General features: G+C 49.4%; 5 protein-coding genes. All 5 read left to right on the top strand.

Going from position 1 to position 20,138, the window contains the following annotated elements; translation table 11 throughout:
• From AR688_RS02420 to AR688_RS02400, 5 genes are read left to right on the top strand one after another with little or no spacing between them, the layout of a single operon-like run.
• A complete protein-coding gene (locus AR688_RS02420) occupies positions 1-6,486 on the top strand; it encodes a non-ribosomal peptide synthetase (RefSeq protein WP_068228590.1) in 6,486 nt (2,161 codons plus the stop codon).
• A gap of 3 nt (positions 6,487-6,489) precedes the next feature.
• A complete protein-coding gene (locus AR688_RS02415; RefSeq protein WP_082694649.1) occupies positions 6,490-12,801 on the top strand; it encodes a non-ribosomal peptide synthetase in 6,312 nt (2,103 codons plus the stop codon).
• Positions 12,802-12,824: 23 nt separating this feature from the next.
• Positions 12,825-17,465: a non-ribosomal peptide synthetase gene (locus tag AR688_RS02410; protein WP_068228585.1), complete on the top strand. Its 4,641-nt coding sequence runs from the start codon at positions 12,825-12,827 to the stop codon at positions 17,463-17,465.
• 13 nt (positions 17,466-17,478) lie between these two features.
• Positions 17,479-18,840 (top strand): MFS transporter, encoded by a 1,362-nt coding sequence (locus AR688_RS02405; protein ID WP_068228582.1) that lies wholly within the window; start codon positions 17,479-17,481, stop codon positions 18,838-18,840.
• Positions 18,841-18,877: 37 nt separating this feature from the next.
• On the top strand, positions 18,878-20,131 hold the full coding sequence (locus tag AR688_RS02400) for an efflux RND transporter periplasmic adaptor subunit (RefSeq protein WP_082694647.1): 1,254 nt from the start codon (positions 18,878-18,880) through the stop codon (positions 20,129-20,131).
• Positions 20,132-20,138 lie beyond the last annotated feature (7 nt).

Below are 20,138 nucleotides of genomic sequence, written 5' to 3'. Positions count from 1 at the left end.
ATGAAGTCTACAGAAAACATCGCGGCTATTTATCCTTTGTCACCGACCCAGTCAGGATTGCTGTTTTATTTGCTAAATGCAAACAAAGGTGACCTGAGTTACCGCGAACAGCTGAAATTTACTGTCGATAAAACCTTGTGTTTAGCCAATCTAAAACAAGCATGGCAACATGTCGTCAATCGTCACCCGGTGTTACGGTCAATATACAGCTGGCAGGACAAATCCCAGCCGTTTCAGATCGTTCTCAAGCATGCACCTCTGCACTGGCAAGAGCACGATCTTAGTCATCTGAATTACGACGATTGCCGTCAATGTATCAAAGAGTTGTCATTGCGTGCGCGGCAATATGAACTCCAACTCGACCAGCAACCACCGTTGCAAATAGATTATTTTAAACTGCCCGATGGCAGCGCTGAACTAGTCTTCAGTTTTACTCATCTGCAACTTGATGGCTGGTCGATGGCGCTGATCAGCAATGAGGTTGAAGCGATTTTACATCAGCTATTAACTGCAGACCCTCTGGCTCTGCCACCAGCCGGTGACTACAAAGAATACGTAAAATGGCTGCTGGCACGCGATCATGCCGCCTCTTTGCAATACTGGCAACAGCAGTTGCAAGACTGTGATCCGACACCGCCATTACATTTAAAGCAGCAAGCTACCCAAAGCAACAGCAGCAACCATGAGCAAACGGTATTGCGTCAACAGATTAACGTTGAAAATAGCCAAAAAATACAGCTGTTCTGCCGCCAAAATGGCATGACGTTAAACGCTTTTATGTTAGGTGTGTTTGGTTATCTGAACAACCTTGCGAGTAACCAGACACATAGCATTATTGGCGCAGTAGTATCAGGCCGGCCGGCAGAAATTGACAGTATCGAGCGTACTGCCGGATTCTTTAGCAATGCAGTGCCAACTGCGATTAAATCGGTACCCGGATTAAGTTTTATTAACTGGTTACAGCAGTTGCAACAGCAATTGGCAGAAGGCCGGGAGCATGCATTTGTTTCGCTTGAGCAAATCAAAGCAGGTATCAACATTGCGGTTACTGAACCTTTGTTCTCTACCTTGTTTATATTTCAGAACTATCCGAAAAAAATAATCACCGGTGATAACAACCGCTCTGTGGTTATGCAACAACAGCAAGGTGTTGAACAGAGCCACTATCCTTTAACGCTGTATATCAGTGTCAAAGACACCATCAGCATCTGGGCCAGCTACGACAACCTGCATTATGATCACACTGAGGTGCAGCTATTACTGAATTATTACCACGAGTTAATGTTGCTGTGCATGACACAGGCAACAACACCGTTGTCGGAACTGAATTTACTCACGGATGCCCGGCGCGAACAGCTGGAGCGGATTGCCAAAGGCCCATGCAAGCCAGAGTTAATCCAGCAACATTTGTCATCACAGCTACACCAATTAACAACCGCCTCAGATCGGTTGGCGCTTGTCGATGGCAAACGGCAGTTTAGCTATTTGCAGTTGGCCCGGTATGTCGAAACACTGCGAAAAAACTTACAGGCTCAGAATATTGGCCCGGGGCAACGGGTAGCGTTACGGTTAACCCGCTCAGCTGAGTTTATTATTGCCAGCCTGGCTTGCTTACAAGCTGGCGCCAGCTACGTACCCATTGATCCCGCCATGCCACTGGAACGGCAACAATTTATTTTACAAGATGCCGCTGTGGTATTAATTATCAGTGAAAGCAGCACCGAGGCAGATCAAGTGCCGGTTTGGTCAACAGATTCTCTGCTAGATGGGCCACTAAGCGCGGCCCCCAGCTCAGAGCATATTTTTGACAATCAACTTGAAGCCTATGTGATCTATACATCCGGATCTACCGGCACGCCCAAAGGTGTTGCAGTATCACGCGGTGCTTTATGTCACTACGCCTTATCTGCAGCTCAGTATTACCATCTACAGCCTAGCGATCATGCGCTGCAGTTTGCCTCGGTTAGCTTTGATACGGCTATTGAAGAAATTTATCCGACGTTATTTAGTCAGGCCAGTCTGGTGATAAGAGATGATAACGTGCTTGGCTCGGCGGCCAGTTTTAACCAATTTTTACAGCAACAGCAGATCTCCATACTGAACCTGCCTACCGCCTACTGGATGCATTTGGTGACCATGCTCGAAGAAGAGCAGGTGAAATTGAGCCCACAGATCAGGAGCGTTATTATCGGCGGTGAAGAAGCATTGCCCGGTGTACTCAAAAAGTGGCAACAATATTGTCTGCAGTATCAGTTAAATCCAGCGTTGTACAACACTTACGGCCCCACTGAAACCACTGTGATTACCAGCCGTACCGAATTAAGTCAGTACCGGGTAAACAACACCGCCTTGCCTATCGGCCGTGCTATTGATAACAGCGCCTTGTATATCGTCAATCAACATTTGCAATTACTTAGCCCTGGCTGTGTTGGCGAAATAGCAATAAGTGGCCCGGGCTTGGCGCTTGGCTATCTGAATCAGATAGCGTTGACAGCAGAAAAATTCGTCCAATTGCCGCAAGCGGGCAAAGCCTACCTCAGCGGCGATTTGGGTTACTACCAGGACGATCAGCTGTTTTATCTGGGACGTAAAGATTTTCAAGTGAAGATCCGCGGCTATCGCGTAGAGCTGGGTGAAATTGAGCAACTGCTGTCGACTCATCCGGACATCAGTGAATGCGTTGTGGCAAGTTTTACCAATGAAGACAACGCCAGACAGCTGGCAGCATACTATGTCGCAGCCGTGCCATTATCACATCAGCAGATCAGACAGTTTCTGGCAGCAGTATTACCCGACTACATGCTGCCGTCAGCGTCAGTACAACTGAATCAACTGCCGAAAACTCTGACAGGAAAGTATGATCGCAAACACTTACCCATCCCTCAGTTCGAACTGACGCAGGTTAGCTGTTTCTCTGACCCTTATCAGGATTTACTGGCACAAATCTGGTTAAAACTGCTGGGTGACCAGCCACTGACAACAGAAAGCCACTTCTTCCGCCTTGGCGGACATTCCATTCTGGTAACAAAGCTGATTGCTGAAGTAAGAAAAAACCTACAACTGAACCTGAGTTTTACAGAAGTATTTCAGCAGCCGGAATTGGCTAAGCTTGCAGCTTTACTACAACAAAAGCAAGCTCAGGAGCAGCAGGCGTTTACCCTACCGGCAATCAAACCCTACCCACCACAGCGTGATATCCCGCTGTCATTCCAACAGGAACGGGTGTGGTTTTTACAGCAACTGCAGCCAGGAAATACAGCCTATAATTTTCAGTTAACTTTCTGGTTAAAAGGTCCTTTACAGCCCGAAATTCTGGCACAGAGCTTAACGGAAATCGTTGCCAGACAGCATTTGTGGCACACCAGTTTCCATCAGCAAGACGGCATCCCTTTTCAACGGATTGGCAAGCCTTTCGATGTTGAGTTACAACTAGAATCCTTGATGCATTTAAATGCCCAGGATAAAAAAACCTATGCACAATGCTTACTTGATGAACTTAGCCAAACTGCTTTTGACGTCAGTCAGTTGCCACTGATTAGGTGGAAATTGCTGCAACTGGACACCGACTATTATCAACTTATCCAGGTTGAGCACCATTTAGTGCACGATGGTTGGTCAGTGGGTTTATTTTTAAAAGAGCTGCAAAGTATTTATCAGGCCAAACTGGCCGGCACTGCCCATGCCTTACCGGCGCTACACATAAGCTATGCCGATTTTTGTTTGTGGCAACGGGAAGTCTTAGCGGGACCTTATTTTAGCCAGATGGAGCAGTACTGGTTAACGCAGCTGGCCGATTGCCCAACCCAATTGGCGCTACCGTATGATTATGCCCGCCCTGCTGTACCAAGCTTCCGCGGTGATTCAGAAATGTTTCATCTGCCAGACGCGCTTTACAGCCAGTTACGTCAATTCAGTAAGCAACAAGGTTACACCTTGTATATGACGATGCTGGCTGCCTATTACGTGATGTTGTCCCGTTACTCACAGCAAACGGATATTTGTGTTGGCGCAGGCGCGGCATCACGCAGTTTGCCAGAGCTGCAACCCATTATCGGCATGATGGTTAACAGCATAGTGCTACGCACAGATCTGAGCGGCAACCCTAACTTTTTGCAGTTACTCGACAGAGTCAAAACCACCTGCCTTGGGGGCTACTCACATCAGGATATGCCATTTGAGCAGTTGGTGAAAAAGCTCTGCCCCAGTCGCACAGGGCATGCAAACCCATTATTTCAAACTATGTTCAGCTTCCATGATGCAGAAGTGCCTGATCTTAACTTCGGCGGACTGGAAGTCACGGCTCAGGTAAAAACCAATAAATCGGCCAAGCTTGATTTAAACATCATTGTTGCACCACAGGCAGAACAGCGGGTTGGTAAAGTAAGCACCCGCCCTGCCTATGCCGTAGTCACCTGGGAGTACAGCACTGAACTGTTTAACCGTAAAACCATTCTGGATATGATTGATACCTACCTGCAACTGCTGGACAATCTGACCAAGCAGCCGGAGCAGCCAATCAGTCAGCTCAGTGCCGTAAGCCCTGAGTCGATGCAGGAGCAGTTATTTGCGCTAAATAATACTGCCCAGCCACTGCCAGACGCTTCAATACCTGCGTTGTTCGACCAACAAGTCTTACAGCATTCAGATCGTGTTGCCGTAGTTTGCCCGGCAGCAGGCGATATAACGTATCGGCAGTTACAGCAACGCTCACTGCAACTGGCAACTTACTTACAACAGCAAAATGTTGAGCCAGGCCAGATTGTCGGTCTGGCCTTGCCGGCCAGCATGGAATTGTATGCCGCTATGCTGGCATGTTTGCGCCTAGGCGCCAGTTACATGCCGCTGGATTTGACGGCAGGTGAGCACCGGCTTGGTGCAATGTACAGCGACTTGCAATTGCAAAGCCGGCCGATCATTCTGGCACAGCAACCGTTATTAGCGCACTGCCCTGCCAGTATCCGCGTACTGCCGTTACCGGCACCAACAGCACAGGCACTAGCCTGCTTTAACCATTCCCGCGCACTGCAACAGGCGTATGTACTTTATACCTCTGGCACCACCGGCCGGCCAAAAGGTGTCTGCGTGCCGCAGCAGGCTGTTATTCGGTTGGTTAAAAGTAATCAGTTCCTGACAATTACCGAACAAGATCGCCTGTTGCAACACTCTTCAGTCTATTTTGATGCTTCAGTATTGGAAATATGGGGTGCCTTATTAAACGGTGCCTGCCTGATTGTTCCTGACCAAACCAAGCTAACACTGGACGCACTGGACCACACCCTGGAGCAACATCGCATCAGTATCCTCTGGCTGACAGCCGGTTTATTCCATGCATTTGCTGATTACTTTACAGGGCGACCGTTGCATAACCTGCATACGCTACTAGCAGGCGGCGATGTGTTATCGATGGAAAAAGTACGTACTGTGCTGCTGCACTACCCGCACTTAACGCTTATTAATGGCTATGGCCCGACCGAAAACACCACGTTTTCCTATTGCTACCCGATGCGCGCCGACACGCTGTCACAGTGGCAGCACTTAGCCTCGGTGCCACTTGGCTATGCCATCAGTAACAGCCGTGGTTATATTCTGGATCAACATCAGCAGTTATTACCCTATGGTGCCACCGGCGAGCTGTATCTGGCAGGCCTGGGGCTGGCGACAGAATATCTGGGGCTTGACGGGCCAACGGCAGACAGTTTTATTGAACTGACATTGGGTGAGGGTGGCTTTAAACGCACGGAGCGCTTATATCGTACCGGTGACTTAGTCCGTTACAGCCAGGATGGTTTACTGTGCTTTGTCGGCAGACGTGACAGCCAGATTAAAATCCGCGGCTTTCGGGTTGAAATACTTGAGATCGAAGAGATCCTGCGTCAGCATCCGCAAGTTCAGCAGGCTGCCGTCGTTGTTGATGATGATCCGCAACTGAGTAAGACCCTGTTTGCTTTTGTCAGTATTGACGGCAATATCAGCAGTGCAGAACTAATGCGCTATTGTCAGCAGACCTTACAGCCTTTCCAGCAACCCGCCAGTATCAGCTTGCTACCACAGCTACCTTTAACCGCAGTAGGGAAAGTCGATAAAACAGCCTTGCTGAACCAACGCACCACAGAATTGCCCGTTGATGAGACTCAGGTTCCGGCGACAGAAACCGAGATCCGTCTGCAGCAAATCTGGAGTCAGGTGCTGGGCAAAACTAATATCACCGTACAGCAGAACTTCTTCAGTTTAGGTGGCCATTCTCTGGTCGCAGTGAAGGTTATCGCTGACATTCATCAACATTTTGGGGTGCGACTGAGCTTACTGGACTTCTTCCACAGACCCACTATCGCGGCCCTGGCGGTGTTAATAGAACAACAGCCCATCGCCGCCACTGCTGAACTGGTTAGTCCGTTGTCAGCGACAAGTTCGAACGCTGAGGAGTTAGAGAACTTATCTGACGAAGAGCTTGACGCTATGCTCGCAGTGCTGGCAGAGCAGGACTGAATCATGACGGCGACGATGACCCGCGCAGAGAAACTGCAAAAGCTGGCCCAAGCCAAACAACAGCTGGGAGCATTGCTGCCATTGTCAGCGGCTCAGCAACGATTCTGGTTTATTGAGCAACTAGAGCACAGCAGCGGCCTGAACAATATTTTTAAAGCGCTGCTGATTACTGAGCCGCTGGACCAGGCGGCTTTGCAGCAGGCGCTTTACACGTTGACGCAGCGCCACCCGACAATGTGCAGCCGCTTTATCAATACCCGTAATGGCCCAAGGCAGCACACCGTACCTGCGACATCACCACTGATCGTACTGACTGACGTGACAACCCTAGCCGAAGCCAAAGCGCTGGCCAGCGCCGATGCACAGCGAGGTTTTGCTTTGTCATCAGAACTGCCATTTCGCTGTACGCTGTACCAGATGCCACAGCAGCAGTTTCTGTTAACACTGTGCATTCATCATATTGTCGCCGATGGTTACGCGTTAAACTTGATCCTGGCAGAGTTACACACGCTTTACCGTCAGTTGCTGGGACACGTGGTACCAGCGTTAGCGCTACCGGCTATAGATATGCAACAGTACCTGCAGCAACAACAACCGGCAGAGCTTGCACAGTTACAACAGTTCTGGCAAAACACGCTGCAAGATTGCGAACCGCAATTACAGTTGAGCCGTAAAACTGCTGCACTGAGCAATGACGGCGATTATTATTATTTCAGCTTACCGGCTGATGTCTCTGCGCAAATCAGCCAGTTTTGCCAGCAACAACACATCACCCCTTTTAATCTGCTGCTGGCTGTGTTTAATATTTTGTTACATAAGCTCAGCGACCAACGCAATTTCATTGTCGCCACTCCGGTGTTAAACCGGGATCAACCGCAGCTAAAGCATTTTGTTGCCGCGGTGGCCAATACATTATTGTTACCAGCCATTATAGACAGCAAGATGGCCGCAGGGCAGTACGTGCAGCAGTTGCGACAGCAGTTTTATCAATGCCTGGCACATCAGCAACTGGGCTACTCACAGATCCTGGACTTGTTACAACCAGAGCGCGATATTAATCGTAATCCTCTGTTTCAGGTTATGTTTTCGTATAATGTACTGCAGGATGCCGTAGCGGCACCCGGCAACAACTGGCAGAGCTGTGCGATACAACGACACTATGCCAAGCTGGATCTAACGCTGGAGCTGACATATCAGCACAGTGGTTTCCATGGCTATTTTGAATATAACAAAGCCTTATTCAGCGAACGTGATATCAGTCGTTATGCCGAATTTTATGTCGAATTGGTGCAACAGGTTATTCAGCAGCCAGAACGCCCATTGGCACAAATTGCGCTAACGTCTTTAGCTCAACAACAACAGCTGCTAAGCCATGCGCCAATCGCTGGTTCGGCAGAACAAGATATTTTGTCGGCGCTGCTAAAGACGGTTAATCGGATACCGCAACAAAGCGCGCTGACACAAACCAATGCCGCTCAGCAATTAAGCTACAGTCAGCTGTGGCTGCTGGTAAAGCACTATAATGCCCTATTGCAGCAACATGGCATGGAACCCGGTCAGGTGGTAGCTATTAGTTGCCAGCACAGATTAACCGCCATTGTTGCCATGCTGTCAGTGCTGGCAGCTGGCGGCTGTTTTGTGATTGTCGACCGTGATATCAACGTCGAGCGCAAGCAATTTTTATATCAGGATAGTCAGGCATGTCTGACCATGACTGATCAGCCAGACGCTGGCGCTATTGAGATAACATTAACACCTGAGCTACTGCAACAATCCGCTGCAGTAGAAATCCAGTCCACCCAACCGGCTTATCTGGTGTATACCTCCGGCACCACCGGCACGCCTAAGGGCGTAGTTGTTAGCCGGCAGGCACTGAGCAACCACGCCAGCAGCATGGCCCAGCATTATCAGCTCAGTCAGTGTCGCACCAGTTTGCAAAGCTCAGCATTATCTTTTGATTTGGCTCTGGAAGAAATTTTCCCGCCATTAATTGCCGGCGGCCACCTGCTGTTGCCCGCTCAGCAACAGACGTTAACCTTCGCCGAGCTGCAACAATTGATTACCCAGTACCAGATTGAACATCTGAGTCTATCGACTGCCTACTGGCAAAGTTGGATTAGCAGCTTGCTACAGGCACAGCAGCCGCTGCCAGCCTGTATCCGGCAAATTGTTATCGGCACAGAACAATTAACCGGTGCTGCCGTAAAAAGCTGGTTCAGTTTAACACCAGCGCCTCAGGCCGTATTGTTTAATGCCTATGGCCCCAGTGAAGCCACCATCAGCTGTAGCTTACATCGGGTAGCACCGCAGGATCAGTCTCTGCCTGAAGTACCGATAGGCAAAGCGATATTACCGAACCGGCTTTATGTGCTGGATGCAGATCTGATGCCGGTCCCTGCCGATGTTACCGGCCAGCTATATATTGCCGGTGATAATCTGGCTCTGGGTTATCATAACCAGCCCGAACTTAGCGCCAGCAAATTTATTTATCATCCATCAAGCGGTGAACGACTATATGCCACTGGCGATCGTGTCTACTTCAGAGACGATGGCAATATCTGCTTTGCCGGTCGTAACGATCAACAAATTAAGCTACGTGGTTACCGCATTGAGCTTGAAGGTATTCGTCAGCAAATACTGCAATACGCTGCTATCGCTCAGTGCTATGTCATGATCGTCGAGCCACAACAGCTAGTCGCTTATCTGGTGGCTGCCGACAATACTCTGCAACTGACTGGGCTGCGCCAGTATTTGCAGTCGCAGTTAGCCGAATATATGCTGCCACAGCATTTAGTCTTGCTGGATGCCTTACCTCTTACCAACAGAGGCAAAGTTGATCAGGCCAAACTGCCACGTCCGGATACAAGCTTCAGTTCAGCTGCAGAGCAAGATAGCCACGATGTTATAGAGCTTGCTTTGCTGGAAATCTGGCAACAGCTTTTACCCGATAAGTTGCTGCAGATGACACAAAACTTTTTTAGCGCCGGTGGTCATTCACTGCTGGCGCTGTCTATGTTGGCGCGGATTAAAGACAGCCTGCACAGTACTATCAGCCTGCGGCAGTTTTTCCAGCAGCCTACTATCCGGGCGCTGGCGCAGTTAGTACGTCAGCAAACCGGTGTACAGCCTGCTATCCCGTTATTACGTCAGCCAGAGCAAAACCTGTTTCCGCTGACAGCGGGCCAGCAGCAAATGTGGGTGCTACACCAGTTAGACGGCAGTGGAGCGGCCTACAACATGCCGATGCTGCTGCTACTGAACGGCGAATTAGATACGCTCAGTTTGCGCCTAGTGTTGCAGCAAATAGCGCAGCAACAGGGCGCATTTCACACCACTTATGTTGAAGATAACGGCACGGTACTTCAGCGTCTGCATCGCAATACAGAACTACAGTTTAGCGAGCGGGATCTCTGCAGCGCAGCCGATACCCTGGCTCAGTGTTTTGCCGCGGATGCTAACGTTCCCTTTGATCTGACAACCACGCCAGCATACCGGTTTGTGCTGTATAAACTAGCACCACAGCGTCATGCGCTGGGCGTAGTGATGCACCATATTAATGCCGACGGCAGCAGCTTCCAGTTACTGTTGCGTCAGCTTGCTCACGGCTATCGGCAGTTGGTGCAGCAACAGCCCTGGCAAGCAGTCCTCCCCCAATTGCAAATGGCAGACCTGGCATTGTGGCAACAGCATGCTGATTATCAACAATGGCAACAACAGCAACTGGCTTACTGGCAGCAACAGTTAAAAGATGTACCTCAACTGCTGGAACTGGCTACAGACTTTTCTCGTCCGCCACAGCCGAGCTTCCGCGGTGGCCGTTGCCGTTTTCAGCTTACTGCAGATTGCGTCAACGCCTTAAAGCAACAAGCAGAACAACGTGGCGCATCGCTGTACATGCTCAGCTTCGCCATTTGCGCTCAGCTATTACATGAGTTTTCCCGCCAGGACGATTTTGTTATTGGTATCCCGGTATCCGGCCGCGACAACACGCAATACAGTGAACTGATGGGGCTGCTGCTGAACACTTTACCTATCCGGCTGCAATGGCAACCGGACATGACCTGTAGCCAACTGATTGCACAGGCAAAGCAGCAAATTTTATCAGGCTTCGAGCATCAACAGTTGCAGTTACCACAACTGCTGCAACGGCTGAATATTGCGCGCAGCACCAGCCATAATCCGTTATTTCAGGTACTGTTTAACTTCAACCACAGTACTGCTGCCAGCAATAGTGAACAGGCCATTACAGAACAGCTGTCGCTGGCTATGCCTGATAGTGATAACCACAGCGCCCGCTTTGATTTAAGTTTCAGTCTGACCTTACAAGGCGATAACTTAAGTGGCTTTATTGAGTACAGCGAAGATTTATTTCTGCCTGCCTCAGTTGAGCTGATGGTAACGCGGCTACAACAGTTATTTTGCCAGTTTGCTGAAAATACGGCTAGGCCACTGGCGACGCTGGAACAACAGCAACAAGCGGCGTTTATGGCGCAGTTACCTGAAACCGGCTGCAATAGTGTGCCCGCATTTGACAACCTGAGCTATTGGTTTGCAGATACCGCGGCACGCTTCGCCGATAACCAGGCACTGATAAGTGCTGATCGTCAGCTGAGCTACCGGCAACTGCAGGTTGAAGTTGACACCTTAGCGGCTCAGCTTTATCAAGCGGGTATTCGCCCTGGCGATTTGATCGGCGTTTGTTTACCCCGAGACAGTCAGTTGATCATCACGTTACTGGCTATTTTCCGCTGCCAGGCGGCTTACCTGCCACTGGATCCCGAGTATCCTAAAGACCGCCTGCAGTATATTGTCACTGACGCTGCAGTGCGCGCCATTATCAGTAGCGATGAATTGCAAAGCGTACTGGCGTTACAAGACGCGCCAGTCTGGCTGCTATCACAGCTGCAGCAGATGTCGACAGAGCCACTACCCGGGTTATCGGGCCAACCACAACAACTGGCATACTGTATCTATACATCAGGCAGTACGGGTCAGCCTAAAGGGGTGGAGATAGGCCAGCACAGCATGCTGAACTTCCTGCAGGCCATGGCAACCGAACCCGGTATCACTGCCACCGATAAATTACTGGCAGTGACGCCAGTCTCATTTGATATTTCAGTATTAGAACTGTTTCTACCCTTGCTACATGGCGCCTGCCTGGTGTTATTGCCACATCAGCAAAACCGCGACGGGCATAGTATTTCCCGCCAGTTACATCAACATCAGATCAGTATTATGCAGGCAACGCCGGCTGGCTGGCGCTTATTGCTGGAATCTGGCTGGACCGGACAAGCTAACTTAACCATGCTGACCGGCGGTGAAGCACTGCCAAAAGTACTGGCACAACGGCTGCTGGGTAAAGGCCGGCAGTTGTGGAATATGTATGGCCCAACCGAAGCCACGGTATGGGTATCATGTCAGCAAATAACCGCGGATAACCTGAATTTAATCAGTACCGGTCTGGCAATCAGCAACAACCGGCTGTATGTCATGAATGCCGATACTGAACTGGCCACTATTGGCAGCAAAGGCGAGTTGTATATTGCCGGTGACAACCTGGCACTGGGCTATCGGGGCAAAGCCGAACTGACTGCCGAACGATTTATTACCAAACAGTGGCACAACGGTAAACAGGAACGTCTGTATCGTACCGGCGATTTAGTAAAACAATTGGCAGATGGCCGCTTGCTATATCTGCAACGGCTTGATGAGCAGGTCAAACTGCATGGTTATCGCATTGAGCTGACAGAAATAGAAGCTGTCGCTGAACGTTACACCGACGTTACCGCCTGCGCTGTGGTGCTGAGTCAGGCCAGTAATGGCGAGCCATTACTGGTGGCCTTTTTTACCGCGCAACGACAAATAGATACCAGTGTTCTGGCAGCATATGCCTCCAACTGGTTACCTTCTTATATGGTGCCAACACTGTGGCAGCAGTTGGACATTCTGCCTACAACCCCAAGCGGCAAGGTTGACAAGAAACAACTGCGCCAGCGCGAACTCACTGAACAACTGCCGCAGCAAGCCCTGATAACCGCTACTGAACAGCAATTAGCCACGTTATGGCAAAAACTGCTGGGCATTGATGTGAACAACCGTAACAGTAACTTTTTCCGTTTAGGCGGCAACTCAGTGCTGGCGATGAAACTGCTGGCGTTAATCCGTCGTCAGTTCGGCGAGCATCTGCCGCTGGCGCTCGGTGATTTATTTGCCTATCAGCAGCTGGACCAACTAGCAAACCGGCTGGACGAGCTGCAGTTACAAACGGTAGATGAAGATGAACTGTTAGCCATGATGGCTGAGATAACCGGATAAATATAACAATAATGGATATCCCGATGGACATAGAAGAAAAGCTTAAGGCACTGTCACCCGAGCAAAAAGCGCTACTAATGCAGCGTCTGGCACAACGCCAGGGCAGCTCACCCGCTGCGGCCTCACAGCTGCCCAAAGCCGGGCTTGCAGCACATTACCCTCTGTCCCATGAACAGCAGCGTATCTGGTTTATGTCACAGTTTGACCCAGCCAGCCCGGAATACAATATACCGATGGTTTATGCGGTAAAAGGCGTGGTGGACACCGCACGGCTGACGAAGGCTGTGATCCAGACGCTGGAATTTCACCCAATCCTGCGCAGTCAATATCGCGAAGTGGATGGCACAGCACGGCAGAATATTCTTAGTCTGGCAGATTTCATCAGCAATAAAGGCCACACCATTCTGCCCGTAGTCGACTTCACCGAACGGGGTGAAGAACAAGCCAAAAGTGACGCGCTGCGCGAAATTAAAGAAGATGGCCATACGCCGTTCGATCTGCAGCGTGACGGTGTTTTCCGCAGCCGTTTGTTCCATATCAGCAACGAGCACTATCTGTGGTATATCAATGTGCATCATATTGCCTTTGACGCCTGGTCACACGCCTTACTGATCCAGCAAATTTTTCAATGCTACGATCAACTGGCTGATACTCAGCCCACAAGCGGTATTACCGACTATAGCTATATCGATTATGCCTGCTGGCAGCGCTCTGATGCTCAGGAAAAACTGTTGCAAAAAAAGCTGGCTTACTGGAAGGATAAACTGACCGACGTTGCTCCGCTGGAGCTGTATACCGACAAACCAAGGCCGTCAGAGCGCACCTATAATGGCAACTCCGTCGCTATTAATATTGCACCAGAGCTAAGCAGTCAACTAAGACAACTCAGCTACAACACCGGTGCCACTCCTTTTACCCTGATGCTTGCCACACTGCGCATACTGCTGCACAAGTATAGCCGTCAGGATGACTTTGCCATTGGCACGTTAATCGCTAACCGCAACCGTACCGAACTGGAAAATGTTATCGGATTCTTTACCAATACACTGGCATTTCGAACCTACGTCGACCCGCAACTCAACTTTATGCAACAGCTGGAGCAGGAAAAGACCACTGTTTTTAATGCATTCGCCAATCAGGATGTATCGTTTGAAAAGTTGGTAGAAGAGCTGAACCCGCCACGCGACATGAGCCGGGCCGCTATTTTTCAGGTAATGCTGATCCTGAACAATACGCAGAGCACTACCGATAGTGAGCAAACTACCGCCGCGCCGGTAAATCAGGCATTGCAGCTACAAGCACTGACCACCGAGAATCAGACAGCCAAATATGACCTGACGTTTTATTTTAATGATACCGGTGAGCTGAGCGGCTTTATTGAGTACAACACCGATTTATTTAACCACGATACGATAAGCAGGATGGCAGAACACCTGACCCTATTGCTGCAACGGTTGCTTGCCCAGCCCCAGCAAAAACTGGCAAACGTTAGTCTGCTCAGTGAACAGGAAAAACACCAAATTTTGCAGCATTGGAGTATAGGTGAGGTGTTGCCTGCCAGTCAGGACACCTTGGACCAAATGGTGCAGCGGCAGGCGCAAACGACACCGGATCTCGCCGCGGTAATTAGCCGCGAAACCACCTTAAGCTACCAGCAACTGGATACACTTAGTACGGAGCTGGCGCAACACCTGCTGGTGCAACGTGTTGGTCGTGGCAGCTATGTTGCCATTGCGACAGAACGCAATGCCGCCATGATTGTCGCCATGCTTGGTACGCTGAAAGCTGGTGCCGCTTACATTCCGATTGACCTTAGCTACCCGCAGGACAGGGTGCAGTATATGTTTGACACCGCCAACATCGCGGCAGTGATTACACAACCCTGTCTGGTCGCCAAGGTGCCTGCCGGTAACTGGCCAGCATTGCAACTTAGTGCTGACGGCAAGCTACAGCATGGTAGCGGCCTCCCCGTTTCTGTACACGTTGCTAAGACGCAGCCAACCGATCAGGCCTATGTCATTTTCACTTCAGGCTCAACCGGTTTACCCAAGGGCGTGATGATCCGCCATCAGACCGTGGTGAACTTTTTACAGGCGATGAGTCGTGCGCCGGGCGTAAAAGCCGGCGAAAAGCTGCTGGCCGTTACCACTATCAGCTTTGATATCGCCGTATTAGAGATTTTCCTGCCGCTGATTAATGGTGGCACTGTCGTACTGGCTGACAAAGAACAGTTACAGGACGCCAACTGCATTTTGCAGTTGATACAACAACATAATATCAGCGTTATGCAGGCTACACCGTCTATGTGGCGCATGCTGTTGGACATGGGCTGGCAGGGTAAACGCGATATGCGCATACTTTGCGGCGGCGAAGCTTTACCGCCTGAACTGGCAGAAACGTTACTGCTGCGATCATCGTCATTCTGGAACCTGTATGGCCCAACCGAGGCAACAGTGTGGTGCAGCCGGCATCGTATTGAAAGCGGGGATGGCGAAAACGGCGCCGTCACCATTGGCAAACCGATTGAAAACTCCCGGATGTATCTGCTGGATGAGCAAATGCAGCCGGTTCCTGTTGGCGTACCCGGTGAAATTTTTATTGGTGGTCACTGTTTAGCCGACGGCTATATGGCGAGGCCAGACCTGACCGCAGATGCGTTTGTGGCTGACCCGATAAATGGCCAAGGCGTGCTGTACCGCACCCGAGATTTAGCCCGCTACAACAGCGCAGGTAATGTTATTTTTCTCGGTCGGGCTGATTCGCAGGTAAAAGTACGGGGTTTCCGGATTGAACTGGGAGAGATTGATACCACGCTGAACAAACACCCTCAGCTACAGCAAGCCGTATCGGTTGTGCATGAAATCAAACCCGGTGATAAACGCATTGTCTGTTACTTTACTGCCACCGTGGCCGCACTGGGGCATGACACTTTACGGCTCTATTTGAAAAAACATATTCCAGAATATATGGTTCCCGCCATTTTTATTCAGCTTGATAAACTGCCTCAGACGCCAAACGGTAAAATTAACCGGCGCGCGCTGCCAAAGCCTTCAGCAGACCTGATCCAAAGTGGTGTGCCTTATGTTGCGCCGACAAACGATATAGAAACGGCATTATGTCAGTTGTATCAGCAAATTCTGCGAACTGAACGCGTTGGCATTGAAGATGATTTTTTCAGCCTGGGTGGCGATTCCTTACTGGTAATTCAGTTAGTATCAAAGGCCAAATTATGCCATATCAGCCTGACTGCGCGGCAAGTGTTTCAGCATAAAACGCCGCGTTTATTGGCACAGGCATCATTAACAACACAAATACTGCGCCAGCTAACCCCTGTTGAAGGCCCGGTAGCTATGACACCGGCTCAACGTCATTTTCTCAGCCTGCAGCATACTAACCCGCAGTTTCATACACTTGGGGTTTATCTGCAACCACGTGACAACGACTTTGACCTGGACGCCATTGAACGTGCATTGCAGCATGTATTAACCCGGCATGACAGCCTGCGAATGCGCCTGTCTGATGCAGACTCAAACCCACCCAGCCTGATTTGTGACAGTCCTCCAGACAAGGTGAAGCTAAACCAGGTTATCCTGGATGCTGAAGATCAAGCTGACTATGAACGCCAATTAGGCAGACGGATCTATTACAGTGTTACCGCGCTGGACTTACAGCAAGGGCCATTATTTCAGGCCTGTTTATATCGTTGTAACCTGGACCTAAAGCCGACTCTGTTTTTGTTTGGTCATTTTATGCTGGCTGATATCGGCTCCTGGCACATCATTATCGACGATTTTGAGACCTGCTATCGCCAATACAGCCGTAATGAGCCGTTACAGCTGCCAGAAAAAGCCACCTCCTTTAAGCAGTGGGTCGAAAAACTGTCAGCCTGGGGCTACAGCGATGAAATGAAAAACCAGCGACCATACTGGCTGTTGCCGGAGCGGAAATATGCCGCTGAACTGAGCAAGGATTTTCCTGCTGGCGAAAACCTGATGTCCAGCTCGCAGAGCGTCTATGTCCAGTTAGATCAACAACAAACCACTATATTGCTCGATGAAGTCCCCAAGATAACCGGCGCCAAAATTGATGCCATCTTACTGACTAGCATTGTTTATGCCTTCAAACAAAGCTGTAGATCAAACAGTCTGATGATAGATCTGTTGGGGCATGGTAAAGAAGCGCTGTTTGACGATGTTGATTTGTCCCGCACAGTTGGCTGGTTTAACACGATTTACCCTGCCTTCCTCGACTATGGCAATAACAGCAATCCTGTGGCCGCTATTAAAGCTATCAACGAGCAGCTGCGGGCTATTCCTAACGGCGGCATTGGCTATGGTGTACTGCGCTATTTGAACCAGGATCAGGAATTAATTGAACATTTTAACCAAACCCCTGAGCCACAGGTGTTTTTCAATTATTTTGGCCATGATAACCAAGCCGACTTACGCGTGTTACGCAAGGTCGATGGCTTTGGCGGCTATGGTTTGGATCACCAGACTAAACGGCTAAGACCTTTGGCGGTAGGGGTGTACATCAAAGAAGGGGTTATGGCTATTCGTTGGGAGTTTAGCAACACCATTTATCGTGTCGAACGAATTGAGCAGCTGGCTGCAGACTGCAAGCAATGCATATTAGAAATATTAAATAATTACAACAAGTTATAAGAGGATAATTTCAATGTTACTGCAATTTAAGGGCGCCAGCGATGGCATGAAAAAATACCAGTTGATGTGGACTGGTCAGCTGTTTTCTATTCTCGGTTCTGGCTTAACCAGCTTTGCACTGGGGCTGTGGATCCTGGGGCAAACCGATTCTGTTACCTCTTTTACCATGATAGCGGTGATTGCGGGCTTACCCGCGGTGCTGCTGGCGCCCTGGATAGGGGCCATTGTTGATCGCTATGACCGAAAATTGATCCTGATTCTTACCGACACTATTTCGGCACTGGTAACACTTTACATTGCAATCCAGTACATGAACGATAATTTAGTGTTCTGGCATATCTATGTCTGTGTACTTATTAGTTCAGTGGCTACTGCGTTTCAGGCTCCAGCCAACATTGCTGCTATTACCTCACTGGTAGAGCGTAAAGATTATGGCCGGGTCTCCGGCTTGATGCAATTTGCTGACTCCAGCAGCATGATCATCGCACCATTAGCTGCGGGGGCCTTACTAGCTTTTACTGACCTGACAACTATTTTACTGATTGACCTTGGTACTTATGCCATCGCCATGGTTACGTTAATTCTGGTTAAAATCCCCAAAGCTAAAGCCTTCAAGGGTGACAAAAAAGGCTCCAGTATGTGGCAGGAGTTTAAACTGGGCTGGGCTTATCTGTTTCAACACAAAGATCTGGTTTATTTACTGGTATTTTTCTGCCTGATCAACTTCGTCGTCAGTATGGGTACAATATCAGTACTGCCGATGCTGCATTTCTTCGCCGATAAGTCTGAAATTGGTATGGTGTTGTCGGTCGGTGGTATCGGTATGTTATTGGGTTCATTTTATCTGGCGTCAACCGGAGGCCCCGACAAAAAGATCCACGGTATCTTGGGTAGCGGCTTTTTAATGGGTTTTTGCTTGCTGTTACTGGGTATTTACCCGTCAATCTGGCTAATCATGCTCGGCTTATTCTGCTTCAAATTCTTATTACCGATGATTAATGGCTGCAGTCAGGCAATCTGGCAAGGGCGCATTCCTCCAGGTGTACAGGGTCGGGTGTTTGCACTGCGCCGTATGTTTGCTCAGTTTACCATTCCACTTGGCGATTTCCTCGCCGGTCCGTTGGCAGACTTTGTGTTTGAGCCAGTAATGCGTGGTAACAATATCGTTTCCAACACTGTTGGACCAATAATTGGCACTGGACCGGGCCGGGGTATCGCCCTGATGTTAATTTGTTTATCTATATTGCCAATGCTGTTTGCTTTGTGGGGTTACAGCAATAAACAAATCCGCCATATCAGCGATGAGCCAGATCCAGAGCATGAAGACGCTGATAGTCAAGAGCAGACAGGCACTGCTGCGGCAACAAACAGCTAATTATGTCTGTTCAATTTCAAACTTACAGGAGCCGTATATGGACGTGGTAAAACAAAAATCTGCCCACGCCAACTATAAACAAAAAGCGATGTTGCTGTTTTGCATAGTCCTGGTGATTGTTGTAGCCATCTTGCTGATGGGAAAAGAGTCTCACCGGCAGATCAACCGCAACCAGTTGGTGCTAAGTACGGTAAAACAAGGAGATCTGCGTGTACAAGTGCAGGGCTATGGCGTGCTCAGATCGCACAGGCAGAAGCTGTTAACCTCCCTCACGTCTGCCACCGTAGAAGAAATCATCCTGCGTCCTGGGGCGCAGGTTACGCCCGATAGCATCATAATGAAGCTGAATAACCCTGAGCTGTACGAAGAAACAGAACGCGCCAGAATGCAGTTAAATCAGGAGAAAGCTAATTTGCGCAAGTTGGAGCTGAACAATCAGCGTGAGTTGTTAGCGGAGGAGTCTAATCTGGCAGAGATGGTGGCGAAGTTCAACATGGTTAAATTGCGTCGAGAAGCAGAACAAGAGCTGGTTGATAAAGGTGTGGTATCTCAACTTACCTATAAAACTACAGTACTGGAGCAAGAGCAACTGCATGACAGCATGCGCATCCAGCAAAATCGCATAGCGCAATTAAAGTTGGTTAATCAGGAAGCACTGAATATTCAGCAAGAGCAGATTAACCAAGCCGAAGCACTATACTTCACTGTCAAAAACCGCGTTGATGCTTTGGCTGTTAAAGCTGGTATTAACGGCATATTACAAAGGCTCCCGGTAGAGTTAGGCCAAAGTATTGCTGCAGGACAAGAGTTGGCATTGGTAGGTAGCGAACAAGACCTGCTTGCACTAATCCGTGTACCTCAAGCTCAGGCAGAAAGAATCAGTGTAGGTCAATTGGCTGAAGTGACGACCCGCCGGGATCTGCTCCCTGGCAAAGTCAGCCGCATTACCCCTGAAGTACAAGAAGGCACGGTAACGATAGAAATCCAGTTCACAGCAGCACACTTACCTGCATCAGCAAGACCTGAACTTAGCGTTGATGCGGTTATTTACACTGCTGAGCTTAAAAACACCCTGTACATAGACCGGCCGGTAAATGTGCGGGTTAACTCCAGCAACAGTCTGTACAAACTGGATCATACACGACAACTGGCGGAGTACTCGGAGGTTCGCTACGGCGAAGATGCCGGAAAATACATCCAGTTGCTTGAAGGTGCGGCTGTCAATGACACCTTTATTGTGTCGGATATGACAGGCTTTACTGACAGCAAACGCATAAGTATTACAAACTAAATGAAAA

It is taken from the genome of Rheinheimera sp. EpRS3, from assembly GCF_001513785.1.
Taxonomy (GTDB): Bacteria; Pseudomonadota; Gammaproteobacteria; order Enterobacterales; family Alteromonadaceae; genus Alishewanella.
This window is presented reverse-complemented; position numbering and strand designations above follow the sequence as displayed.